The sequence below is a fragment of the Bacteroides sp. L008 genome (assembly GCF_040812255.1).
In the GTDB taxonomy this organism is placed as follows: Bacteria; Bacteroidota; Bacteroidia; order Bacteroidales; family Bacteroidaceae; genus Bacteroides; species Bacteroides vicugnae.
Genome location: NZ_JBFNXO010000001.1, coordinates 4099418 through 4124091, shown reverse-complemented (window position 1 = coordinate 4124091; position 24674 = coordinate 4099418). Strand labels below are relative to the sequence as shown.

Below are 24674 nucleotides of genomic sequence, written 5' to 3'. Positions count from 1 at the left end.
GTAACACTGTCTAGCTGGGTTTGAAAGCTATCGGAATAGGTTGAAAAACTATCGGATTTGCATCTTTTCGTCTTTTTATGCTGCAAGTATACAAAAAGAATTCGGTATTGTTCCATCAAGTTACCGGTATCCTTCCATTAGAGTACTGATATCATTAATCTTCCACGGCCGTGGTAGGATCTTCCCACGGTCGTGAAAAGAAGCTACCACGGCTGTGGAAAGAAGTTGTCACGGCCGTGGGAGACTAACAATATTGGTAGCTTAACAGATGTATAACGGGGAGATAACAAATGTATATCGGTTGAATATCCTATGTATTGCAGGGGATCAGGCTGACATTCAGGACGAGACAGGGTGAGGGTAACTGCTTACCCTCACCCTGCTACCACAGTTACCCTCACCCCTGTAACGCCTATGAATAAGGAAATGTAGGTTGATGGTGATGGTGTGAGGGTAAATATCGAAAATCTTTTTTTAAAGAAACTTGCTTGGAGACACTCCGTAATGTTTCTTGAATGCTGTACTAAAGTACTTGGAATCTGTGAAACCAACCAAAAGAGCGACTTCCTGCACCGGAATCTGCTGTTTTAATAGATTGGTCGCTTCTGTCATGCGCATGAGTTTGATAAATTCGTTAGGCGCCTGCCCTGTCAGGGCTTTCAGTTTTTCGTAGAATATAGTACGGCTTAATGCCAGCTCACGGGAGAGCTGGTTGATGGTGAAATCCGGGTTGGCCAGATTTTCTGTAACGAGCTTTGTGCAACGTTCCAAAAACTCTTTGTCCATGGGAGATAGGAGGTTGGCACATTCGGTGTCCTCTTTCTTTTCGCTTTGCCCCGTAGCAGGAATGGAATTGAGCGAATGAGAAAGGAAATACTGCCGCATAATCTTGCGGTTCTGTAATACTCCTTTTATTTTAGTCTTCAGGATCTCCGTATCGAAAGGCTTGGTGAGATAATCGTCCGCTCCGCTTTCCAATCCTTCGAGGATGGCGTCTTTCTCCGTTTTGGCTGTCAATAGGATGACGGGGATATGCGAGGTGGTAAAGTCCGACTTGAGCTGGCGACACAATTCGTCCCCCTGAATGCCCGGCATCATGACGTCGGAGATAATCAAGTCTACTGATGCCCCTTGCAGATATTCCAGTGCCGATTCTCCGTCGGGTTTGTCGATGACGGTGTAGATGGAAGAAAATGTCTTTTTCAGGTAGAAACGCAGATCGTCGTTGTCCTCTACAATCAAAATTCGTTCTTTGGCAGTATGGGCTGTCTGGTTCGGCTCGTTTTCATCGTATCGGTCTGTATGCTGAACGGTTCCTGTTTCCCGGTCTGTATTTACCTCCGGTGATAGTTCGCTGCTATTGTCTTCTGTGGATATATCCGATAGGAAGGTAGATAGAGGAGAGGGTTTCCCCGACAGGATGTAGCGTGCCAGATGGCGGTTCCCTTTTCGGAAAGTGAGCAGGAAGGTGGAACCTTCGCCTTCGTTGCTGGTAAAGGAGATGTTTCCTTTATGTAGTTTCATCAGGCGACGGGTCAGCAGTAATCCGATGCCGCTTCCGGTTTCTTTGGAGTTGACGGCATTTTCGGCACGGTAGAAATTGGAGAAGATATACCGTTGTGCTTTACGCGGAATACCGATACCGCTGTCTTTGACTTCTACGGTTATCTTTTTATCATTCTGCTCTATTGTGATTGAAATAGTTCCGCCGGCAGGGGTGTATTTCACTGCATTCGATAACAGGTTATCGAATATTTTGTCTGCTTTGTCTTTATCCATCCAAAGTGAGACGGGGGCTTCGGGCACTGATAATTCCATCCGGATTTGTTTGCTTTCGCAAAGGGACTGGAAGTTAAGCACTTTTTCCTGCAAGTATGATTTCAAATCGTACTCTGCAACCTGAAGTGTGAGATGTGTTGTGTCTATCTTCTGGAAGTCGAGTAGTTGCGTGATTAAGTTGTATAGCTTTTCTGTGTTTTTCCGGGCTATCTGGAGGTATCGTTTCCCTTCTCCGGACAGTCCGTCCTCTTTGCTTAGGTCGCTAAGCGGAGCCATGATAAGCGTCACCGGAGTGCGGATGTCATGGGCGGTGTTGATAAAGAACTGTATCTTTTCGGAGAAGTGCTTCTTCTCCATCTTGTTGGCAAAGAAACGCCAGATGAAATAGGTGATACCTGCCAGTAGGATGATGTATATCAGCCAGGCGATTGCTGTGTTCCAGTAAGGCTGCGCAATGTGTATGCGGATGGTTTGCTCGTCTAGTTGTTGTCCGCCGTTTTTGCTCATGCTTTTTACGCGGAACGTATAATTGCCCGGAGGAATATTGGTATAACGGATGCTTAATTCGTTGGTAGGAGCACTCCAGTTTTGTTCGAAACCCTCCAGTTGGTAGCTGTAGTGGATGTCTTGTTGATACTGGTAAGAGACGGAGATAAATGAAATGAGAAAAGAATTCTCGTTGTATTTCAACTCGATCGTTTTTCCTTCGTTCAGCATCCGGTTGAATTGAATCTTTTTCTCTTCGGTCTTTTCACGTGACTTTTGCGGGACTTCGAAGGAAGTGAACAACAAGGGGGCTTCGTAAAGATGACGGGTAAAGTTTTCCGGGTTGAAGCACACTGCGCCGTTGGTACTTCCATAGATGAAGTCCCCATTTTTTAGGCGGGTGTAGGACATGAAGTTAAATTCATTTGCCAGTCCGTCAAGGAAGCCAATGTTGGTTATTGTGGGAGAGGGGGAGGTGGTGATGTAAGCCACTCCTTTGTCTGTGCTAAGCCATAGGTGGCCTTCGTTGTCGGGAAGGATGCTGTATATATAGTTGGAAGGAAGGCCGTCTGCTGTGGAATAGGTGACGGCTTTGCCTGTTTTCAGGTCTAATAAGTTGATGCCGCCTCCGTCTGTACCGAACCACACTTTGTCGGGAGTGGGGAAGTACATGGAGTAGATGAAGCTGTTGCTCCGGGTGTCGGCATTGGAGGGGGAGGTGAAGTATTGCTTGAAATTTCCGGTTTGTTTGTTCAATAGGTAGAATCCGTTGGCCGTGGCAAGGGCTATTGTGTCTTTGCCGACTGTGGTTATCGAATTGATGAGCGTAATGCTGTATGGGGTGAACTTTTCCGCTTTCCCTGCTTGAGGCGGGGTATATCGGATGAGGTTGCCATACATGCCACCAAACCATAAGTTCTTGTTGTTGTCCTCTACGATTGAGTAAATGTAGTTTGTTGTCAATGTGCCGGGACGTTCGGTGGTGAGATGCTGGCGGATGCCTGTATGTTTGTTGAGGCAGTAGACGCCTGTGCCGTAACCTCCGGTCCATACATTCCCGTTTTTATCATTACAGAGAGTCAGGAATACGTTTTCTTTCAGGAAGTGTTTCCAGGTACCGGACTTTAGCAGGTGTACACTGATTCCCTGGTTGGTGGCATACCATAAGTCGCCTTCATGATCTTCGAGGATAGCGTTGACGTGGTTGTTTATCAGTGATTGCGGGTTTTTGTATTCATGTTGGGTAAGTTCGAAGAGATATTTCTTCGGATTGGCATAGGCTACACCTCCTGTATAACTGCCGATCCATAGATTGGAAGAACTGTCTTTGCAGAGGGCATAAATGCCGTTTCCTTTCAGTTCTCCTTCTTCTTCCAGGTTCGCATTGAGGAAAGACCAGGAGTGTCCGGCATCACGGGTGGCTGCATAGACACCTGCTCCGTCTACTCCCAGCAATAATGTTTGTGGGTCGTAGGGGATGATGGAACGGTAGGGGAGGTGTGGCAGCTGGTTCAGTGATTCGTTCGACAGGAAATCTCCGGTACGGGTATCCTGCACTTTTACTCCGGAGTTGAAAGTTCCTATCCAGAGCAAGTGGGTTGCGGGATCGTAGAAAACGGACTGGATGTAACACTCGGGTAATAGGGTGGTAATTGTTCCATTTTGCTGGTTGCGTTTATACAATCCTTCGGTAGTGGCGATATATAGGGTTTCGTCGGATGGCGAGAAATGGATGGTGTTGATGCATTTCTTTTTTAGTATATTCTCCATGTGCCGGTTGGTGCTGTCGTAGCAGAACAAACCATTTTTCAGTCCGAACCAGAAGCGGTTGGATGAGTCGATGAAGAGATTGTTGAGGAGTATTCCGCTTTCCGTTAGTTCCGCTACGTCAATTTCGAGGGTGAAAGCGTCGGAGATGGGATCGTATTTGAATACTTTACCGGCACTTGTATATGCCCGGAGTGTTTCGTGTGAGTCTTTCGTGAGGTAGATCATACGTCCGGCTCCGTCAACGATGATGTCTTCGCCGAAAAGGCTGTAGTTTTTTACGGTTCTTCCGTTGAAGCAGTCCACCCCTGAACGTGTTGAAATCCAGATGAAGCCTTTCTTGTCTTCGAGGATGGAGAATACGCGCTGGTTGCTTAATCCTTCCTTGGTGGTGAGGTATTGATAGGTAAAAGAGTGGCTGTTTACCTGCTTTTCTGATTGTGCGAAAATGGAAAGGGCAGGTAACAGAAGGAAGATGGTCAACAGGCAGAGAGCCGGAAAACGTTTCATGGCTTCTCGTTGGCTCGCAAACCGAAGACTTTTCCCGTCATCTGCTCGATGGGCACTTGCCATACTTTGACATTGCGCACGGCAGGTTCGGAATAGTTGAACTCACTATCCGTGTAATGACGCATGATAATATCCAATACCCGGCGTTTTTCATCCATATCTTCTATGAATGTCACTTTTCCACGGCACATGGCGCTTTCGGAACGCATACTGTAACTGCACGCTACTTTCTCGTGCTGATATACGAGTTTATGACCGACGCTGAAAGTGATGCAGACATTATTATTATGTTCCAACATCTCCAACTTGCTGCCTTCGGGACCCGAATGAAGGTATAGGATGCCATTCTCATAACCGAAGTTCATCGGAACTACGTAGGGATTACCTTCTAAATCTGTGATACCTACAAAGCAGGCATCGCAATGGAGGATAATGGACTCGATTCGTTGTTTGTCTTCGATAATGACAGTTTTCATAGATTATAATAGTAAGAATAATTAAAATGAGATGCTAAAGTACAGACTTACGATTGATTACACAAATCTATGCAGACTTTTTTCTCGTTGTCTTTGTTGGTTTGTGTAGTTGGTAACGGAGTCTGTTGGTATGTTATGGGAAGTTGGCTCGCTTTGTGTTTTGAATAAAGGGTGTATCTAATGACAGAATTATGGTTCTTTCTGACATTGGATACACCCTTCAAATCTTTTCAGCTTTACTTCTTTATAGGGTCAAACTTATTTTTCGATTAGTTCAAAGTCCAGCTGTTTCTTTTCCAGATTAGCGCGGGCTACACGAACGGTGATGGCATCTCCCAAACTATAGATCTTGTTTTTGCGACGTCCGCGAAGACAATAATTCTTTTCATCGAACTCATAATAATCGTCATCCAGATCGCGGACAGGAACCAGACCTTCGCATTTGTTCTCGTTCAGTTCTACGTAGAGTCCCCATTCGGTGACACCGGAGATAACGCCGTCATAAATCTGTCCCAGACGTTCGCTCATGAATTCCACTTGTTTGTATTTGATGGAAGCGCGTTCAGCGTTGGCTGCAATTTGTTCCATGTTCGAACTGTGGTCGCAGAGGTCTTCGTATTTCGCTTCGGACACGCTGCGTCCTCCGTCCATATACTTCGTTACCAGACGGTGTACCATCATGTCCGGGAAACGGCGGATGGGTGAAGTAAAGTGGGTGTAATATTCGAATGCCAGTCCGTAGTGACCGATGTTGTGAGTCGAATAACGGGCTTTTTGCATGGCACGGATAGATACGGTTTCAATCAGGTTTTCTTCTTTCTTTCCGTGTATGTCGTCTAGCAGGTGGTTGATGGATTTTGAAATATCCGTCTTCGTTCCGCTTGTACGTACTTTGTAGCCGAAGCGGGCGATGAATTGTGACAGATTCTCCAGTTTCTCCGGATCGGGAAGGTCGTGGATACGGTAAGGAAGCACTTTAGGCTTTTTATTTTTAGGAACTCTACCGACGAACTCAGCCACTGTTCTGTTGGCAAGCAACATGAATTCTTCCACCAGTTTGTTGGCGTCTTTCGATTCTTTGAAATAAACGCTGATCGGTTTTCCTTTCTCGTCAATTTCAAACTTCACCTCGTAGCGGTCGAAGTTGATGGCTCCTGCTGCGAAACGTTTCTCACGAAGTGCTTTGGCAATGGTATCCAGTGTGAGTACTTCTTCTTTGTAGTCTCCTTCTTTGGTTTCAATAATCTGCTGTGCCTCTTCGTAAGTGAAACGGCGGTCGGAATTGATGACTGTATGTACGATGCGTGAATTTCTGACTTCTCCCTTTTCAGTAATATCAAAGATGACGGAGAAAGCAAGTTTTTCTTCATTCGGACGGAGTGAACAGATGAAGTTACACAACCGTTCGGGAAGCATCGGGATGGTACGGTCTACCAGATAAACGGAGGTTGCCCGCTTCTCTGCTTCTTTGTCGATGATTCCTCCTTCTTTCACGTAATGTGTCACGTCGGCGATGTGCACACCTACTTCCCATAATCCGTCTTTCAGCTTACGGATAGAAAGCGCATCGTCAAAGTCCTTGGCATCTTTCGGGTCGATGGTGAAAGTGGTGGTCTTGCGGAAATCTTCGCGTTTGGCTATTTCTTCTGCTGAAATCTCGGCAGGAATCTTGTCTGCGGCTGTTTCCACAGCTTTCGGATATACGTACGGCAAGCCGAATTCTGCAAGAATAGCGTGCATTTCCGTAGTGTTATCACCGGCTTGGCCTAATATATCTATCACTTGTCCGATAGGATTCTTTGCTTTGTCCGGCCATTCGGTTACTTTCACGATGGCTTTATCGCCGGTCTTTCCACCTTTCAGTTTGTCTTTCGGGATAAAGATGTCATTGGCAAGTGTACGGTTTTCCGTCACTAGGAATGCATAGGATTTAGCTACTTCCAGTGTGCCGACGAAAGTGTCGTTAGCACGTTCCAGTATTTCTATTACTTCGCCCTCGGCATCTTTGTTCTTGCGTTTGGCATAGAAGGTGATCCTTACTTTGTCATTGTTCATGGCATGTGCCGAGTTACGTTCGGCCACAAATATTGGTTCACCTCCTCCTTCGGGGATAAATGAGTTTTTGCCATTGCTTTTCCGTTGGAAAGTCCCTACCATCTCCGTTCCATGATTGGTGAGGCGGAATTTTCCTTTTTCTATTTCGGAAATATAATCGTCAGCTAAAAGGTCATGTAGTATATCGACGCATAGCATTTTCTGCGGATGGGTGGTGAGACGCAATTCCGAGAAAATATATTTCATACTCAAGGTCTCGTTCGGTTTGGCATGGAAAAAGTCTATCAATAATGCTGCCAGCTCTTTCTTACTCATTCTTTTGCCGGCCTTTTTCTCTTTCTTTTCTTTCTTTTTTGCCATAATGTTGTCTTTTAAAAATATGTAGTTACAAAGATATAGGATTATTTTCCTTATGGAAACTTTGAGGAAAGAAAAATAGTGGTGCTGTTTTGTATTTCATGTTTTATGATAGGGTGTTTGCTGTGTACTATATTACAGATTGAGCCAATTAGCAGGTGATTGGCAGATATAAAAAAGAGCCGTTTCTTTGCAGAAACAGCCCTTCTACTCATTAATGTTTAAGAGAGATTTATTCACGGATGCAACGAACAATACTACCTTGTGCTCGTTGTGCTCCTTGTTTGTTACTGAAATATGCACTAGGACTTGATACTGGTGGATCATATCTCATAGATATAGCATTTATATCATTTGTATTAGTTGTCCAGTATGTTAATGAATATTTGTTACCGTAACCTTTTCCTCCAATGATACCACTACTATAGGTTAAGTATCCAGCTCCTATAAAGAACAGATCTTCTGCACCTTTGAATGTACAGCCGAAATCCTTATAATTGGGACCTGAGAAATTATTATATGCAGCTTGTGGGGGTACACGATAACCTACTGGGCATGGGTCATAAATAGATTTATTTCCTAATTCATTTTCAGGATTCCCCCATAAATTGTTATTTCTGTTTTCTATACCTGTACCTGTTCCGTACCAATCGTTATCTGTCCCATAACCACCTTTGAAGAATGCTGTTGGGAAGACACCTGAATAATACAGTGACAAATCTTCCCCCCCTGTTTCTGGAGAATATGTATCAGATTGCCATCCGTACATCGTGTCGGATACTACGCCTGTTACCACTCCGCCGGAGGGTATTCCATCATAGAAAAATGGATCTTTGCGTCCCCATTGATATTTTAATCCATATCCATTTTCGTCTGGAGCAACGCTTAATGCACCTAAGTTAATTTTCATAAAGTGGAATTTAACTCCATCAGCATTAGTAATAGCCACGTCTTGCGAGATATCATAATCGGTACTCCAGATATGCCAACTCCACAAAATGGTTCCTTTAGGGAACTCGTCAGTAGGTATGCCGTCGGTAACAGCAATCAGGGCATTTCCACCGATATTACCGGAGGTGGTGAAAGTTACAAATCCATCTGCTGATAATTTTACGTTTTTGATGACCCCATTCTGTGCTGAAGTGGATTCCCACACAATAAAGGCATCTTTCGGATCAATGGATTGTGGGGTTATACCTGTGGTTACTTTCCCATTTCCCTGTACTTTTGCATCGAATTTGTATGTTGTATTGGGTTGGTTTACCATATAACTGTTTGAATATCCTTTTTCATTCAGATTTAATGGAGGATCTGTCAGGTTTAAATCAACAGAGTATACTTTGTTTGCGAGATAGTTACGTCCGTCTTCTGTGAATTCCCATGAATCATTTCCTAGCTTAACTTTTATTTTTAATTGTTTACCTTCCAGTTGTGCCGGATTCATTGTAATACGTGTTTTTATAGGGGTTGTAGCTAGTGTTCCTGCTATTCCTTCCATTTGTAAAGTGATAGAGTTGGCAGAAATATAAGAGGCATCGGCTGTACCGTCTGCGACTACTTTATCTGCTGTCAGATTCACTCCAAAGTCACCGGCTAATTTAGCATTCTCGGCTGATACCGTGATTTCGGATATTTGTTTACCTATTCCGAATGCAGTTGTGCCTATATTGAACTCTAAAACACAGAATAGATTTTTCATTGCAATATTTGCAGTCATCGGACTGGCGTCAACCGGAGTTGCTGTTTGTGTTCCGTAAAAGAACGAATATTCATTTGTGCTTTGAACAGGATCGGGCATATTCTGCTTTTGAAGTGAAGGGATACTAACCTTTACTTTTGCCGGATTTTCCCCCAAGGCTTCATTGTAAGGATAATATGTATAAAGTTTGTTTGCTCCTTCACCCGGTTTTATGGCATTAGCCAGCCCGGCGTTGCTTGTACCGGCTCCGCTTGTAATAGCTATAGCTTTGTTGATAACTCCAACTGTACCATTGTCATAAGCTTGTGCACAGTAAAGTCCTATCTTCGAGTCATTATTCCATGCAAAGTCCGAAGGTAAAGATACCGTAAGTGCGGCATCAGGTGCGGAAACACCCCACGTTGTGTTCTCATCGTCGCTGCTACAACCTGATAATCCGATCAGAGAAGTGACAGCAATTCCTAATAATAAGTCTTTTCTCATAAATGCGTTTTAATTAAAGGGTTTCTAGTTCTATTTGTATAGTAAACAGTTTGCGAATATATATGCTGCTCCATAAGCTTCGTCAAGGAACTCATCAATATATGCAATGAAATAAAAAGCGATTGATGGATATTCTCCTATTGTATCGTCAAACATTAAGCCAATTGTTCCGTCTGCTAATATAACGGGACCAAGTCCTAATTTGTAGTCGAATTCGTGCATTTCTCCCCAAGTATCTTGTATGGCCAGACCTAAGTAAAACATATCATACATTTTTCCGAGATACTGGCCGGCTTCAAAGATTAATGCGTTGTTTTCGGCTTCTCCTCTTAGTATATAGGGTTGGTTGTTGACTAGATTTGCTACAGAGTAAGTTCCGTTTTCTTCTTTGGTAATTGTTACATTCTTCAAACTGTAGTAAGTTTGAAAATCCTCTGTATATTGTCCATTCCATGTTCCTAACATATCGTCTACTTCATATTGAAGTATTTGATATTCAAAGTTCCGATTACCATTGGTTACTGTGACTTTGGCGGCACGAATGCTGTTAGATGTGTTTGGGGTTATTGTAAATGTTCCCCCTTTACCATTGTCATCCTCTTTATATGATAACCAGTTGCGAGCTTCTTCTGGAATGTTTACGATACAAGGGAAAGAACCGTACTGTTTGACGTGTAAGGTGGTTGCGTCATTTGTTACGCGTTGTATCCATTTATTGTCCTCAAAAACAAAAACCGCCCCGGATTGCATCACGGTAAGTTTTTCTTCTTTGATTCCATCAGTAATAATCAGTTGGCTTGAGCGGCCGGAATAACCATAGTTAGGCTGGGTGTTGAGAGTGATTTTGTTGTCTGTTATATCTTCGATGCTACACCAATCTGTATCTGTCAGTCGGGCACTGATCGTTTTTGATGAACTGATTTCTACATACCCTTTTCCACCTGTGGCATCCATATTTATTTCGGACGCCAGAATTTGCAAGTCAGATGTCGGAATATTCTCTTCGTTGTCACATCCTGTTATCATTGTCATGCAAAGGACAATGGATACTATGTTTAAATATATCTTTTTCATACTTTATATAAATCTATTGTTCTTCCTCTGTTTTCTTTTTCATCATGAGATACCTGAAGTATTCAATGTAACCGGCCATTGTGCTTTCTGAATATTTGTCGGATGAATAAGCCCAAACCATAAGGGCGGAGTTGGTCTGAGTAATCTTGTCTACGAGATAGAAACCAAATGGCTCTGTACTTTCGACCTTGCTGATTAGTCCATTACGTAATTGGGAAATTATACTTATCTCCGGATGTGCATATCCTTCTGTTCCTGCGGCAATAGCGAAGTAATATTGAAACAAGGGATTTAATCCGAGATCTTGTGAGTCGAGTATTATTTGCCCACTTCCTTTGTCGTATTTCAGAATTACTTCAATGTTTATTTGAAAATAAGTCAGTGGTAACGAAAGCTTGTAAGTTTCTCCTTCTACTAAAGGGGTGATCGCTGCTTCTGCATATCCGCTTCCCGTCATGTAACTGTTGAACCCTAAGATATAGTCTCCAATAAAATCTTTATATTGGAAATATCCTTCCGGATAGAACTCATTGAGGGTTACATCAGTGGCTCCTTCGTCCGTACAAGTGAATTTCCGGGTTAGTGTATTCCATGTAAAGTGCTGTATGGATATATTGTTGATTATGTAAGGAGTTCGTAATTTGAATCCTTTATCTGTATAGATATAAGCTAATGACTCGCTTGCTTCTCCAGCATCGGGATTATATACATCGAAGATACTTAATGTACCGGGAGCTCTTTTGAATACTTTTAGTGTTTCTCCACCTTTTTGCAGATTATAAGTATTTAAGAATGCGTCTTTTTCAACCTGTATTACATTCTTAAGATAAGTAGACCACGGTTCGTCTTCGGGCATCGGAGTCATTTCCATTATGTTCTTGTACTTCTTGCCTTGTAGAATTATTTTCTCCCGAGAAGCTTCCAATATAATGAATTCATAATCACCTTCCAGATTCATGTTGAATCCTAATGGTGCAGAAAATGAATGGAGCAACGGGTTGTATGTATCGAAAGTAAGCATTGTACTTTGTTCTGTTTTTACTTGATAGAGCGAAGTACTTTTTTCACCGGGCACATAATCGTCTGTACCCCCTTCACAAGCAATTTGCACTTGCGTACCATCGAATTTCATAAGAAAAGTTATTGCTCCGGAAGAGTAATCGCTGCCTACATAGTATTCAAGTTTCCAACCATTGGAAGCTTCTTTCAGGATTTCTTGGCATTTAGCGACATCAGCTGTAGCTCTATTGGCAGATGATTCATCAAATACATCCTCTTCGGAAAAAAGACAGGACTGTAATCCGATACTTGTTAATGTCAATAGTATGCATATTGATAGGTATTTCTTCATAATTCTAGTTTTTATTCAATGACACTTAAATCAATTTTGCCTTCTGCTATTTCATTCTGGCGACGTAGGACAATTTCACGTAAGTCATCCAGATTAATTCCCCATGTTTGCTCCATGTAATTATATACTATGTCGAACTTCTGTTGGATAAGTGTTCGTCCTTGTTCTCCTGCATTGGCAAGCATATTGTCCCAGTAAGAGGCTGTATTGGTTACATATATCGCAATGTTTTCTACAAAATCCTCACGTGACTCACTCATGGCGTAAGGTGTGACAAAACCTTGTTTCCATGCTTCTTCGGTTCTGGTCATATACCAGTCGCTTCCGATATAAGCATTTTCTGTTATACGGTCGAATGAAGGATCATAGTTTTTGGTCTGGTGCAGGATATGTGCGAATTCATGATGCATGGTTCCAAAATAATACTCGTTCAATACATTCATATCAATGTATTCCGGATTAATGTCATTTACATTATAGAGAGTGATTTTCATACCTCCTTCTGCGGTTCCCAATACCATTGTTCCGTTATCCTCATAGGCAGGTGAACCAATAAAGTGAATTGTTCGGGGAACATATTGGCATAGGAATTTAGGAGTACCTGTGACTTCGTCATAGGCTTCCAACCATACATGTTTGACAATTTTGGCTAAAACAACAGATTTTGTATACTCTGCCGGTATCAGTACATGGCTCATATCGCTTTCATTGTCTTCCATGCGATATTTTAATTCTATATTATAAGTATTAGTATAGTTGTCCAATATCCATTTATCAAACATGGCACGCTCTACTTCTTCTGTTGAAAATATGCTGTGCGCTTTGTCCACATCTTCATCATTGTTACAACTTCCCAATACACAGGTCAGAATGATTATTAAACTATATATATGGTAATGTCTTTTCATATTTCTTTCCTCCTGGTGAATTAGTTATTTCTAGGATTTGGTTCCATACCCGCTGTGATAACGCTGGTAGGCAGTTGAATTGCACGTCTCGGGTCATCAACTTCCATTTTGTCTGTAATTCTCACTAATGTATAACCTTCAAAGTAACGGCGGTAAACAACAATGCCATAACGTTTTACATCTTGCCACCGGAGTCCTTCTTCCAATGTCAGGAGACGCCTTGCATGTAAGATGCAATGAATGAGATTCTCCTGCACACCATTTTCAACCCTAAAATCGGGATGCAATTGTTTTTTCACAGTTGGACTTTCCGGTTGATAGTAAGATAATTTAGTATAGAAATCATTGATTGACTCTTTGGTTAAGGTTTCTGTATTTGTGGTGAAAGCTTTTTGCCAGGCATCAATATCTGCTGCCGCTTCATCGTAACGTTTCAAAAGTGTATATGCTTCTGCACGGCAAAGCAATGTTTCATCGGTTGTGAAAGGTGGATACATCATATATCCGGCCCAGCTATCACCTGACGGGGAAAATTGTCTGTATATAGCTAAGCGACGGAATCCATTTTTTATAGAACCACCGGGCGCAAATGGGGTCTGGTGGTAACAGGTTTGATTTCCCCACGGACCTTCTGATTTACAATTTTCAGACGCTGTAATCTCATTGTTGCAATACGCTTCACAAGCACCATAGCCGGGATCTGCAACCATAGGCCAGTAAGATGCGGCCGTTATAACCAGTAAGTTGGCTTGATTATCCGAATTTACATAGGCATTTGGCTGTATGGAGCCGTTGGGGGACAAAGAGCCTAATGCTGCCCAGTCTCTCAAGTGGTGAGAAGCGTTATTACCCAATATGGCATTGGTATATTCGATTACTTTCTGACAATTGGAATAATCCTGTTGCATATAGTAAAGGTAGAAACGTGCTGCAAATGCATAAGCTGCTTTTTTATTGAAATGATATTTAGGTCTGATGTAAATGTTGTCATCAATCAGGGGCAGACCTTCTTGTAGGTCATTGGCTATTTTCTCGTAAACTTCGGCTACGTTTCCACGTGAATATTGAGGATTGACTGTCGTTTCGGGCTTTGTTATATAGGGTATTCCCAAGTCTTCGCCGGAAGTAGTGCCGTATGCTTTGCAAAATGTAGTGACTAGTAAAAAGTGGCTATATGCGCGGCATACTAATGCTTCTCCTTTTTGTGCAGATAGTGAAGCGGGATTTCCCATTTGTTCAATTGCTTGTAAAGCCTGATTGGCAGACGCGATGGCATTGTAGCAGTCGGTCCACAACGCGTGGGGAGAATCTTGATCCTCTTCAGTTGTTTGTTGCCAGCGATAAAGATGTTCATTCAGTCGAAAAAGATAACTGTATGCTTTGCTATTTTCATCTATGTTGTCACTATAAAATTCCCCGATGTGGCAGTTTGTTGTTTCGGGATAAGCTGATACTAGTATTTTAGTGATACTTTCTTCTGTTGTTAGTTCAGTCCGGTTGTCCGGCATCTCATCCAAGAAATTACTACAAGAGGATATTGCCAGACAGGCAGTTGTTATGGCTCCTATATGTAAAAGTGTTGTATATCTCATTATTTTCATATTTTTCTGATTGTTAAAGACCTAATCTGATTGTTAACGTAAATTGGCGAGGTACCGGAGAAGCTACGCCACCCGTATTGAAGAACTCTGGATCTTGTCCGTTCAGCTTTTTATCCGCATAAATCAGAAACAGGTTGGTTGCTTGCAGTTTCAGAGACAAATTAGAAATCTTTGTCGGAGCGATCCAGGCTTTGGGGAAATCGTAAGAAAGAGAGATTTCTTTCATACGGATGAAGTCTCCTTTGGCGATTCTTTCCGTTGAGTAGTTATAGGCGTTGTATGCATAAATTAAGTCTCTGTTATCCTCAAGCTGGCGCTTGGATAGTATTGCGGGAATGTTGGTACGTTTCTCTTCATTTCCTATGGTCCATCGGTTTTTAAATTCGCGTGGCATGGAAGACAGGTCGCTATATTGATATTTGAAACATGGATTCAAGCGTACTACGTTTCCAAAGGAGTATGTGACAAATACATTAAGTTTAAATCCTTTATAAGTAAATATGTTTCCCATACTACCAGTTATGGTTGGGTCAGTCGGGCCTTCATATTTTAAATAATCAATATTGTCGCGTGTCTGGAAGTCAATATTGGTACTGGTTATCTCTCCGTTGATATAATATTGTGGAATACCATTGATGTCCAGTCCGGCAAATGGGATTGAGAATAAACCACGCACCGGATAATTTTGCCGGGCAAAGCCATATCCTGAAACTAAGTCCATGACACTGGAACGAGCATTGAGTTCTGTAATTTCATTTTTAGCTTTAGAGAATATGAAATCTGTATTCCATGTGAATTTTTTAGTTTGAATGTTTTTGGTTGAAAGAGTAAACTCGATACCATGTGATTTCATAGAAGCGATGTTTGCATATTTATAGATTGCACCACCTACTCCTTGTGTTGGAGTTATACCAATCAAGTCGTAATTATTACGTTTGTACCAATCAATTGCAAAATTGATGCGGTTGTCCAAAAATCCCATGTCTGCACCGATATTCAGCTCATGCTTTTTTTCATAAGTCAATTCACTGTTTTCAGGATCGGATACGTAGAGACCTGTTTCTTGTCCGCTTGTGAACGGGCGGTAGGGTGAATAACTGGTGATAATGGCATGTGAATTTGTTACGTAATCCGGTCCTCTGTCTGCTGTCAGAGAATAAGATGCTTTAAGAGTAAAATGGGTGAGAGTCGGATTCAAAGCTTTGAAGAAATCTTCTTCGTGCATATTCCATGCACCGGATACGTTCCATGTTGGTAACCAGCGGGCAGACCGGCTTTTACCCATGCGGTTGGTACCCTCATAACGGAAGGTCCCATTTATAGTATAACGACCGTCATAAGAATAGGTGGCATTAGCGAATGCTGCAACGCTTCGGGTAGTAGAGTGGTTTAGTCCATAATATCTACTCCCTCCTTCAATTCCTTTTTTAAAATATTCGTATACATAAGAAGGTGTTTCTCCCATTGTATATTGCATACCCCATCCCTGAAAATAGTCTTGCATACGTTTTAAGTCATTTACTTCCATACCTGCAAACAAGTTGGTTATATGTTTCTCTGCAAATAGATGATTCCAAGATGCTGTAGCACGGAAATCGACTCCTAACATTCGATAATTTTTGCGTTGATATATACCTCCTTCCGGCAGTACACTGATAGGTAGTGCATAGGGATTATCCGGGTCAGTGTAGAGCAGGTCGTTTTTATCACGAATGGTGGCATCATCCATACCAGTACGATATGCTGTTGCTTGATTTGAATTATCTTTAATATGATGTTCTTGTGAAGATGATTGGTATCTGATAGCTCCTAATGCACTCAGTTCCAACTCCGGGAGTACTTTCCATTTTAATTCTCCCTGAAACTTTACGTCAGCTACATTCAAGTCCATGTAGTTATTATCCAATTCATGGAGAATATTAAATGGGGCGTAATTGGCTATGTAGTTCACCGTAGGATCCAAAGCGCGGGATGTATTCAAGGCATATGAATAAGGATTGATGTCGAACTGGCGTGTTACTTCTCCACTTGCTGCATTTACTTCCGAATTTAATGTCCCGGGAGCTTTTTGCTTGCGGTATGATGCATTCGATATTAGGTTGATTGACAGATTTTTGTAGATATTGTAACTTGTGTTCAGATTAGCAGTATATCGCTTAACTTCACTTTGTTTATACCATCCGGGGTCTGACATGGCACTTAAAGATGCATAAAATGAAGATTTCTCACTTCCGGATGTGATACTGACAGAGTGATTTTGTGTGACGTTGTTGGAAAATAGAACATCAAACCAATCTGTGTTTCTCATTTCTGCTTCACGCAGGTAGGAGTTACGTGCTTCTGGCGTGTTAGCAAGTCCGAATTGTCCGGTTGTTGGGTTGTATTGGTTGATGAGACGATACATACGTCCATAAACACCGCTATCTTTTGCCCGATATGTATCACTATTGTTCAGCCAGCCTTTCTGCTCCATTTCTTTATAGATACCCATTTGTTCTTGTGAATTCATGATATTGAATTCTTTATAACTAGGTACCATTCTCATTGTGAATTCACCGGTATAACTAATCTTGCTAACTCCAGCTTTTCCTTTTTTGGTAGTCACTACAATAACTCCTGCCATGGCACGTGCCCCATAAATAGAAGTTGCTGATCCGTCTTTCAATATTTGAAAGCTTTCTATATCATCTGAATTTAATCCGGCAATAGCTGAACTAATTAAAGTCTCTGCATCTCCTGAAGATAAGTCATCCGGACCAACGTCAATAGCATCTTCCATAATGACGCCATCTACTACCCATAACGGTTTGGAGCTGCCATAAATAGAGGTGGCTCCACGTACGCGGATTTTTGGAGCGGTACCGAAAGTCCCTGATACATTTTGTACGGATACACCTGCCGCACGTCCCTCAAGTCCCCGGCTAATGTCGGGCAGACCGTCGAGCTTTACGTTGTCTGCCGTTAATTGGTTGGTTGCTCCCGTAAACAGACGTTTGTCCATTTTCTGCATACCTGTTACTACAACTTCTGAGAGTGTTTGTACATCGGGCATCAATGTAACATTCATTGTAGGGGTAGGAGAAAGGTCTTGCGGCTTCATTCCTATATAGGAAAATTGTAGTACGGCTTTATTTGATACATTTTCTATCGAGAATTTTCCGTCTATATCTGTCAATACACCAGATTTGCTTCCTTTGACGAGGATGGTTGCACCGATAAGAGGTTGATTGTCATCACCAGAAATAACAACTCCTTTTACGTTGAATACTTTGGCTTGTTTGGAAGGACCTTTAGGGGTGATAGTGATAAATTGGTCCTCAATATGATATTCTAACGGCTTGTTTGCTAAGATAATATCAAGAGTCTGCTCGATGTTTTTATCCTTGGCAGATCCGGAAACCGTATACTTTTTAACGTCGTCGTACGTAAAAAGGATTTTGTATCCTGATATCTTTTCCAAGCGTTTTAGTACGGACGGTAACCGTTCGTTACTAAACTCAATCGTGATTTTCTTTTGTGATTTTGCTTGAGCGTTTACGTGATAAGGTAAAAAGCATAATACGCATAGAAAACACACAATAAATAGGTTCCAATTTTTTCTCATACGTTTCATTCTAATAACACTAATTTGAATATGTTTATAATACTAGTGCGTATGAGTTCAAAAAATAGATACCCCTTTTGCGAATTATTTTTTAAGAAAAGTGATATTTTGCTGTTTCTTGCATAGATTTGTTATACTTATGCAATAAAAAACTAGTCTACGGTGAGCGTATTGCCTTGCAAGGTGACTGTTACTTTTTTCATTCTGTTAAGTAATGAAATAGTGTGCTCTAAATCTTTGGTACGATCGGATATAAAGTGCATTTTATACTCCATTGCTTCTTTGTTTCTGAATTCTATGTTTACATTGTACCAACGTCCCAGATTTTGCATAATATCTTTCAATGTGACATCATCAAAATAGAAATAGCCATCTTTCCAATAGACGTATGAGTCTAGGTCTACTTCCGCTAGAATAAAGTTACCATCAGATTGCAGGTGTGCATCTTCTCCCGGATATAGTCTGGTATATGATCCTCCTTTAGTGTTGCTGATTTCTACTTTTCCATTGATAAGTACTACATGGGTATCTTCGGGCGTATAACTACGTATATTGAATTCAGTACCGAGAACACGTGTCTGCACTGTTTTGGTTTTTACGATGAAAGGCCGCTTCGGATCTTTGGTCACTTTAAAATAAGCCTCGCCTTCTAAAGTGACAATACGTTCGTCGCCAATAAAGGCCGTAGGGTAGACAAAGTTGCTATTGGCATTGAGCCAGACTTCCGTCCCGTCACATAATACTACTTTGAAGCTTTCGCCACGTGGTACGGTGAGTACATGTGTTTGTGTGGTCGTTGAAATCACTTGTCTGTAATCCAGTTCTTTTTCCTCCGGTTTTGAGATCACTTTCTGCGGTAAGGTTTGATTGGTTGATTGCGGTTCGTCTAATACAATCTTTTCTCCGTTATCTTTTTGCAGGGTGATGTGTTGGGGAGTAGTATCAGCAGTGAATACAGTGATTGGTTCAAGGGCAGGAGTTGTCAGGCTGTTGATTAGATAGTAAGTTCCAAATAGAACGGTAACCATAGCGGCTATTCCAATACTTGTTTTCCAGAGGTTGGAGCGCATTCTTGCTGCGTATTGTTTTTTCTTGAATCGTTCTAACTCCATCTCTATATTGGGTAGTTCTATTTCACTTTTTTGTTGCAGGAAAAGACTACTATCCATGATGTCACGACAAGCTTGCAGGGCTTCCTCATCTTTAAGCATTTCCTGCAGTTGTTCGACGTTTATTTCTGAAGAACTCTCCATAATGTCGAGTGCCTTCTCTACAGATTTATCTGTATTATCTATATTGTCAATATCTTTATTCATCACTGTTCGACTGTATCATACTTATTTATATTACGTTTAATCATAAAATAAAGACACCTGATTTATGATTTTTTTGCACATTCTTCACGTATCACCTGCAATGCTTTCACAATATGCTTCCTGACTGCACTGACACTGATATTCAGTTCCTCCGCTACTTCCTGATATTTCTTACGTTGAATATAGCATTCTTCTAAAATGTGTCTGGTATGTGGAGTCAGCTTTTCCATAGCTTTGCTGATATGCATCATTCTTTCATCCTGCTCCTGATACTCCGTTTCAACATAACTTTTGGTCAGTTCAGAATAGATTTGTACATACTGTTCATGTGTATTCTGGTGTCGTAAAAAGTCAATGCTTTTGTTGCGGACATAAACATATAGATAAGATTTAGCAGTGGCTTTGTCTATTTTAGCATAATTGGCCCAAATAAATTCGAAGGCGTCGCTCACGATATCCTTACTAGCCTCCATATTATTAATCAGGTGAAATGCGTAATAATAAAGTTGAGGATAGTACTCTTTAAAAAGAAAATCAAAATCGGCCTTATCTTCCACGTGCTTTTAAAAGTGTTGAATAGTAAATAAATCGCGTTGCAAATAAACAAATAATAATTGAGAAAAGCAAAATGGCTTTTATTTTATATTTATCGTATCTTTGCGGCATCATATTTTTTGAATCAATATTCATGTAGAACCTGGGAAGTAATAATGGAGAGTGTTTTAATTACAGGCGCAAGTGGTTTTATAGGGAGTTTCATCGTGGAGGAAGCGTTGAAACGAAAGTTTGGTGTGTGGGCCGGAATTCGTCCTACGAGTAGCAAGCAGTATTTGAAGAACCGGAAAATTCACTTTCTGGAACTGGACTTTGCGCATCCTAATGAGCTTCGTGCCCAACTCTCCGGGCATAAAGGTACTTACAGTAAGTTTGATTACATCATCCATTGCGCTGGTGTGACAAAGTGTTCTGATAAAAAGACCTTTGATTATGTGAATTATCTTCAGACCAAATATTTTATAGATACACTGAAGGAACTGAATATGGTTCCGAAGCAGTTTATATATATTAGTACGTTGAGTGTATTCGGACCTGTACGCGAGAAGGATTACACTCCGATAAGCGGAGAAGACACTCCGATGCCTAATACGGCTTATGGATTAAGTAAATTGAAAGCGGAATTATATATTCAGAGTATTCCCGGTTTTCCTTATGTCATTTATCGTCCTACGGGAGTCTATGGTCCCCGTGAGTCAGACTATTTCCTGATGGCAAAGTCCATTCAGAAGCATGTTGATTTCTCGGTAGGTTTCCGTCGTCAGGATCTGACTTTTGTTTATGTGAAAGACATTGTGCAAGCGATATTTCTGGGAATGGAGAAAAAAGTAGTCCAGAAAGCGTATTTCCTGACAGATGGGAGAATCTATAAAAGCCGTGCATTTTCGGACCTGATACAAAAAGAATTGGGTAATCCGTTTGTTCTTCACTTGAAATGTCCGTTAATTGTGCTAAAAGTTATATCTTTGTTCGCTGAATTCATTGCTACACGTTCCGGGAGGAGCAGTACTCTGAATTCGGATAAATATAAGATAATGAAACAACGCAACTGGCAATGTGACATATCCCCGGCGATGAAAGAACTTGGGTATGTGCCCGAATATGATTTGGAAAAGGGAGTGCGTGAAACCATTGCCTGGTATAAAAATGAAGGATGGCTTTAGACTTATTTAAGCGCATAGAAACCCGGAAAGGGTTGTTTGCTGTGGAAAAGATTACACTGATTTATAATCTGTTGACTTCCATACTGATTCTGTTCCTGTTTCAGCGGATGGATCATCCATGGCATATGTTGCTGGATAGGGCTATGATTGCAGCAATGACTTTTTTACTGATGTATCTTTATCGTCTTGCCCCCTGTAAATTTTCAGCATTTGTGCGTATTGTCATTCAGATGAGTTTATTGTCTTACTGGTATCCGGATACTTTCGAGTTCAATCGTTTCTTTCCGAATCTGGACCATGTGTTTGCAACTGCCGAACAGTTTATTTTCAATGGACAGCCTGCTATCTGGTTTTGTCATACATTTCCGCATCTTATAGTTAGCGAAGCATTCAATATGGGATATTTCTTTTATTATCCGATGATGCTGATTGTGGCTCTGTTTTATTTCATTTATAAGTTTGAGTGGTTCGAAAAAATGTCTTTTGTTCTTGTCACTTCTTTCTTTATCTATTATCTGATTTATATATTCGTTCCTGTTGCAGGACCTCAATTCTATTTCCCTGCTATCGGAATTGATAATGTATCTAAAGGTATTTTTCCGGCTATCGGTGACTATTTCAATCATAATCAGGAGTTACTTCCCGGACCGGGGTATCAGCATGGATTCTTTTATAATTTAGTGGAAGGTTCGCAGCAAGTAGGCGAACGTCCTACGGCGGCATTCCCCAGTTCGCACGTCGGTATTTCTACTATTTTGATGATTATGGCATGGCGTGGCAGTAAGAAATTGTTTGCTTGTCTTATACCTTTCTATATGTTGCTTTGCGGGGCAACCGTATATATTCAGGCACATTATGTGATTGACGCCATTGTGGGATTTTTCTCTGCATTCCTATTGTATGTAGTTGCGACCTGGATGTTTAAGAAGTGGTTTGCACAGCCGATGTTCAAGTAGAAAATAGGAATATACTTCTGTCTTTTGAAACAGGTAATCTCCATCCGCAGGAGTCAGAGTTTGCGGATGAAGATGATGGTTTATAATGGATTAAAATTCCGAATTCTCTTTACGCTGGGAAGTGATTTCTTCAAATATGCGGAAAAGTTCTTCCTTTGTTTCTGTCCGTAGCATGGCGATGCGTGTGTTACGGAAATTAGGTATTCCTTTGAATAGTGGGCTGGCGGCCAAATGACGGCGTACGTGGAGAATACCTCTGCGTTCATCGAGCAAATCCACACTGTCGATCACTTCCTGACGAAGCACTTCCATGCACCATTCGAAACTTAGCGGTGGTAATTCCTCACCTGTCTTCAGATAGTGTTTTATTTCCTTGAATATCCATGGTCGCCCGAAGCTGGCACGACCAATCATGACAGCATCTACTCCATAACGGTCAAAACACTCTTTGCAGCGTTGAGGCGTCGTCACGTCACCATTACCGATAATAGGAATATGCATCCGTGGATTATTCTTCACTTCGCCTATCAGCGTCCAGTCGGCTTCTCCGGTGTACATTTGTGCACGGGTGCGGCCATGTATAGTCAGTGCAGCGATGCCACAATCCTGTAGCTGTTCTGCTAGCTCTACAATTACTTTGTTGTTAGCATCCCATCCCAGACGGGTCTTGACCGTTACGGGGATTTTCACCGCATCTACTACCGCACGGGTGATCTCCAGCATCTTAGGGATATTCTGTAACATACCTGCTCCTGCTCCTTTTCCGGCTACTCTTTTTACCGGGCATCCGAAATTGATATCCAGAATATCAGGTTGTGCCTGTTCCACAATCTTGGCAGCTTCTACCATCGTTTCCGTATCTTTCCCGTATATCTGGATGGCAACCGGACGTTCGGCATCACTGATACTTAGTTTCTGCGCAGTCTTGCTGACAGCACGAATCAGTGCATCGCTCGACACAAATTCGGTGTATACCATATCTGCTCCGAACCTCTTGCACATCAGGCGGAAAGCCGGATCAGTGACATCCTCCATGGGAGCAAGTAAGATGGGATATTTACCCAGATCTATTTGGCCTATCTTCATATATGAATCTGATATTTACTATTTATGATTGAAGTAACTTCTTGTTTTCGCTGCAAAAATACGGAAAAAAGCCTACCTTTGTACGCATTCATTTGCTTAACTGATACAAATAAGTATATATTCTATGAGTCTTAGTTTGAAAGATTTTGAAATAATGGCTCCTGTCGGTTCGCGCGAATCTCTTGCTGCGGCTATTCAGGCAGGTGCCGATTCTATCTATTTCGGTATAGAAAACCTGAACATGCGTGCCCGTTCGGCCAATACGTTTACGATTGATGATTTGCGGGAGATCGCCCGTACGTGTGATGAACACGGGATGAAAAGTTATCTGACGGTCAACACGATTATCTATGATAAAGATATTCCATTGATGCATACCATTGTTGATGCAGCCAAGGAAGCCGGAATCTCTGCTGTGATTGCAGCCGATGTGGCGGTGATGAATTATGCCCGTCAGATAGGGCAGGAGGTACACCTTTCCACTCAACTGAACATCTCCAATGCAGAGGCTTTAAAATTCTACGCACAATTTGCAGATGTGGTAGTATTGGCCCGTGAGTTGAATCTGGAGCAGGTAGCCGAAATCTATCGCCAGATTCAGGAAGAACATATTTGTGGTCCGAGCGGTGAACAGATTCGCATTGAAATGTTCTGTCACGGTGCGCTTTGTATGGCTGTATCGGGTAAATGTTACCTCTCTTTACATGAGATGAACCATTCTGCCAACCGTGGTGCTTGTATGCAGGTATGCCGCCGTTCCTATACTGTCCGTGACAAAGAGACGGATGTGGAACTGGATATTGATAACGAATATATCATGTCACCGAAAGATTTGAAGACCATCCACTTTATGAATAAGATGTTGGATGCCGGTGTGCGTGTATTCAAAATTGAAGGCCGTGCCCGTGGACCTGAATATGTACGGACAGTGGTAGAATGTTACAAAGAGGCGATCAAGGCTTATCTGGAAGGGACATTTACCGATGAAAAGATTGCAGCTTGGGACGAACGTCTGAAAACTGTATTCAACCGCGGCTTTTGGGATGGTTATTACTTGGGACAACGTTTAGGTGAATGGACCAGAAACTATGGTTCGGCAGCTACGGAACGTAAGATATATGTAGGTAAAGGTATCAAATACTTCTCTAATATCGGAGTTTCCGAATTTCTGGTAGAGGCTGCGGAAGTCAGCGTAGGCGATAAACTTCTCATTACCGGACCGACTACGGGTGCTCTATTCATGACTTTGGAAGAGGCACGTGTTGACTTGGAATCCGTGCAGACTGTGAAGAAAGGCCAGCACTTCTCGATGAAATCGGATAAGATACGCCCCAGTGACAAACTGTATAAACTGGTATCAACCGAAGAACTGAAGAAGTTCAAAGGACTCGATATTGAGCAAAAAAGAGGCTAACCATTATTTCTCAACTTTTAATTCTCAATTCTCA

At 41.8% G+C, this 24674-nt stretch carries 15 protein-coding genes; 3 read left to right on the top strand and 12 right to left on the bottom strand.

What is annotated here, in order from left to right; translation table 11 throughout:
- Positions 1-474: 474 nt before the first annotated feature.
- From AB3G73_RS16335 to AB3G73_RS16285, 11 genes are all read right to left on the bottom strand, one after another.
- Entirely contained in the window at positions 475-4542 is a 4068-nt protein-coding gene (locus AB3G73_RS16335) for a two-component regulator propeller domain-containing protein (RefSeq protein WP_367745227.1), read from the bottom strand.
- On the bottom strand, positions 4539-5018 hold the full coding sequence (locus AB3G73_RS16330; RefSeq protein ID WP_009001221.1) for a pyridoxamine 5'-phosphate oxidase family protein: 480 nt from the start codon (positions 5016-5018) through the stop codon (positions 4539-4541). The genes AB3G73_RS16335 and AB3G73_RS16330 overlap by 4 nt, the downstream gene beginning before the upstream one ends.
- Before the next feature lie 258 nt (positions 5019-5276).
- Positions 5277-7433: a ribonuclease R gene (rnr, locus tag AB3G73_RS16325; protein WP_234133200.1), complete on the bottom strand. Its 2157-nt coding sequence runs from the start codon at positions 7431-7433 to the stop codon at positions 5277-5279.
- A gap of 229 nt (positions 7434-7662) precedes the next feature.
- Positions 7663-9612: a hypothetical protein gene (locus AB3G73_RS16320; RefSeq protein ID WP_342987982.1), complete on the bottom strand. Its 1950-nt coding sequence runs from the start codon at positions 9610-9612 to the stop codon at positions 7663-7665.
- Positions 9613-9642: 30 nt separating this feature from the next.
- A complete protein-coding gene (locus AB3G73_RS16315; RefSeq protein WP_367745226.1) occupies positions 9643-10686 on the bottom strand; it encodes a BACON domain-containing protein in 1044 nt (347 codons plus the stop codon).
- 13 nt (positions 10687-10699) lie between these two features.
- On the bottom strand, positions 10700-12037 hold the full coding sequence (locus AB3G73_RS16310) for a DUF4302 domain-containing protein (protein ID WP_217720830.1): 1338 nt from the start codon (positions 12035-12037) through the stop codon (positions 10700-10702).
- 11 nt (positions 12038-12048) lie between these two features.
- Positions 12049-12945 carry a putative zinc-binding metallopeptidase gene (locus AB3G73_RS16305; RefSeq protein ID WP_217720831.1) on the bottom strand — a complete coding sequence of 299 codons (897 nt, stop codon included), beginning with the start codon at positions 12943-12945 and terminating at the stop codon, positions 12049-12051.
- Between the two features lie 20 nt (positions 12946-12965).
- Positions 12966-14537 carry a RagB/SusD family nutrient uptake outer membrane protein gene (locus AB3G73_RS16300; protein WP_217720832.1) on the bottom strand — a complete coding sequence of 524 codons (1572 nt, stop codon included), beginning with the start codon at positions 14535-14537 and terminating at the stop codon, positions 12966-12968.
- A 22-nt stretch (positions 14538-14559) separates the two neighbouring features.
- Positions 14560-18150 carry a SusC/RagA family TonB-linked outer membrane protein gene (locus AB3G73_RS16295; protein ID WP_367745225.1) on the bottom strand — a complete coding sequence of 1197 codons (3591 nt, stop codon included), beginning with the start codon at positions 18148-18150 and terminating at the stop codon, positions 14560-14562.
- Between the two features lie 152 nt (positions 18151-18302).
- Positions 18303-19466, bottom strand: a complete 1164-nt coding sequence (locus AB3G73_RS16290; RefSeq protein WP_148366881.1) for a FecR family protein — start codon at positions 19464-19466, stop codon at positions 18303-18305.
- Between the two features lie 62 nt (positions 19467-19528).
- Entirely contained in the window at positions 19529-20023 is a 495-nt protein-coding gene (locus AB3G73_RS16285; protein WP_032845598.1) for an RNA polymerase sigma-70 factor, read from the bottom strand.
- A gap of 153 nt (positions 20024-20176) precedes the next feature.
- Here AB3G73_RS16285 and AB3G73_RS16280 point away from each other — a divergent pair, with 153 nt between their 5' ends.
- Positions 20177-21184, top strand: coding sequence for an NAD(P)-dependent oxidoreductase (locus tag AB3G73_RS16280; RefSeq protein WP_148366880.1), 1008 nt, complete (start codon positions 20177-20179; stop codon positions 21182-21184).
- A complete protein-coding gene (locus tag AB3G73_RS16275; protein ID WP_148366879.1) occupies positions 21175-22140 on the top strand; it encodes a phosphatase PAP2 family protein in 966 nt (321 codons plus the stop codon). The genes AB3G73_RS16280 and AB3G73_RS16275 overlap by 10 nt, the downstream gene beginning before the upstream one ends.
- Positions 22141-22230: 90 nt before the next feature.
- On the opposite strand, the gene dusB is transcribed toward AB3G73_RS16275, so the two are convergent.
- The gene (gene dusB / locus AB3G73_RS16270; protein ID WP_367745224.1) at positions 22231-23226 is read right to left on the bottom strand and encodes a tRNA dihydrouridine synthase DusB; all 996 of its coding nucleotides are present in this window, start codon (positions 23224-23226) and stop codon (positions 22231-22233) included.
- A 124-nt stretch (positions 23227-23350) separates the two neighbouring features.
- On the opposite strand from dusB, the gene AB3G73_RS16265 reads away from it, so the two are divergent.
- Positions 23351-24640, top strand: a complete 1290-nt coding sequence (locus AB3G73_RS16265; RefSeq protein WP_004302691.1) for a peptidase U32 family protein — start codon at positions 23351-23353, stop codon at positions 24638-24640.
- Positions 24641-24674 lie beyond the last annotated feature (34 nt).

What these genes read in the sequence shown, in the direction of transcription:
- AB3G73_RS16335 (WP_367745227.1), bottom strand. Translation starts at nt 4,542, where the DNA reads ATGAAACGTTTTCCGGCTCTCTGCCTGTTGACCATCTTCCTTCTGTTA.
- AB3G73_RS16330 (WP_009001221.1), bottom strand. Translation starts at nt 5,018, where the DNA reads ATGAAAACTGTCATTATCGAAGACAAACAACGAATCGAGTCCATTATC.
- rnr (WP_234133200.1), bottom strand. Translation starts at nt 7,433, where the DNA reads ATGGCAAAAAAGAAAGAAAAGAAAGAGAAAAAGGCCGGCAAAAGAATG.
- AB3G73_RS16320 (WP_342987982.1), bottom strand. Translation starts at nt 9,612, where the DNA reads ATGAGAAAAGACTTATTATTAGGAATTGCTGTCACTTCTCTGATCGGA.
- AB3G73_RS16315 (WP_367745226.1), bottom strand. Translation starts at nt 10,686, where the DNA reads ATGAAAAAGATATATTTAAACATAGTATCCATTGTCCTTTGCATGACA.
- AB3G73_RS16310 (WP_217720830.1), bottom strand. Translation starts at nt 12,037, where the DNA reads ATGAAGAAATACCTATCAATATGCATACTATTGACATTAACAAGTATC.
- AB3G73_RS16305 (WP_217720831.1), bottom strand. Translation starts at nt 12,945, where the DNA reads ATGAAAAGACATTACCATATATATAGTTTAATAATCATTCTGACCTGT.
- AB3G73_RS16300 (WP_217720832.1), bottom strand. Translation starts at nt 14,537, where the DNA reads ATGAGATATACAACACTTTTACATATAGGAGCCATAACAACTGCCTGT.
- AB3G73_RS16295 (WP_367745225.1), bottom strand. Translation starts at nt 18,150, where the DNA reads ATGAGAAAAAATTGGAACCTATTTATTGTGTGTTTTCTATGCGTATTA.
- AB3G73_RS16290 (WP_148366881.1), bottom strand. Translation starts at nt 19,466, where the DNA reads ATGAATAAAGATATTGACAATATAGATAATACAGATAAATCTGTAGAG.
- AB3G73_RS16280 (WP_148366880.1), top strand. Translation starts at nt 20,177, where the DNA reads ATGGAGAGTGTTTTAATTACAGGCGCAAGTGGTTTTATAGGGAGTTTC.
- AB3G73_RS16275 (WP_148366879.1), top strand. Translation starts at nt 21,175, where the DNA reads ATGGCTTTAGACTTATTTAAGCGCATAGAAACCCGGAAAGGGTTGTTT.
- dusB (WP_367745224.1), bottom strand. Translation starts at nt 23,226, where the DNA reads ATGAAGATAGGCCAAATAGATCTGGGTAAATATCCCATCTTACTTGCT.
- AB3G73_RS16265 (WP_004302691.1), top strand. Translation starts at nt 23,351, where the DNA reads ATGAGTCTTAGTTTGAAAGATTTTGAAATAATGGCTCCTGTCGGTTCG.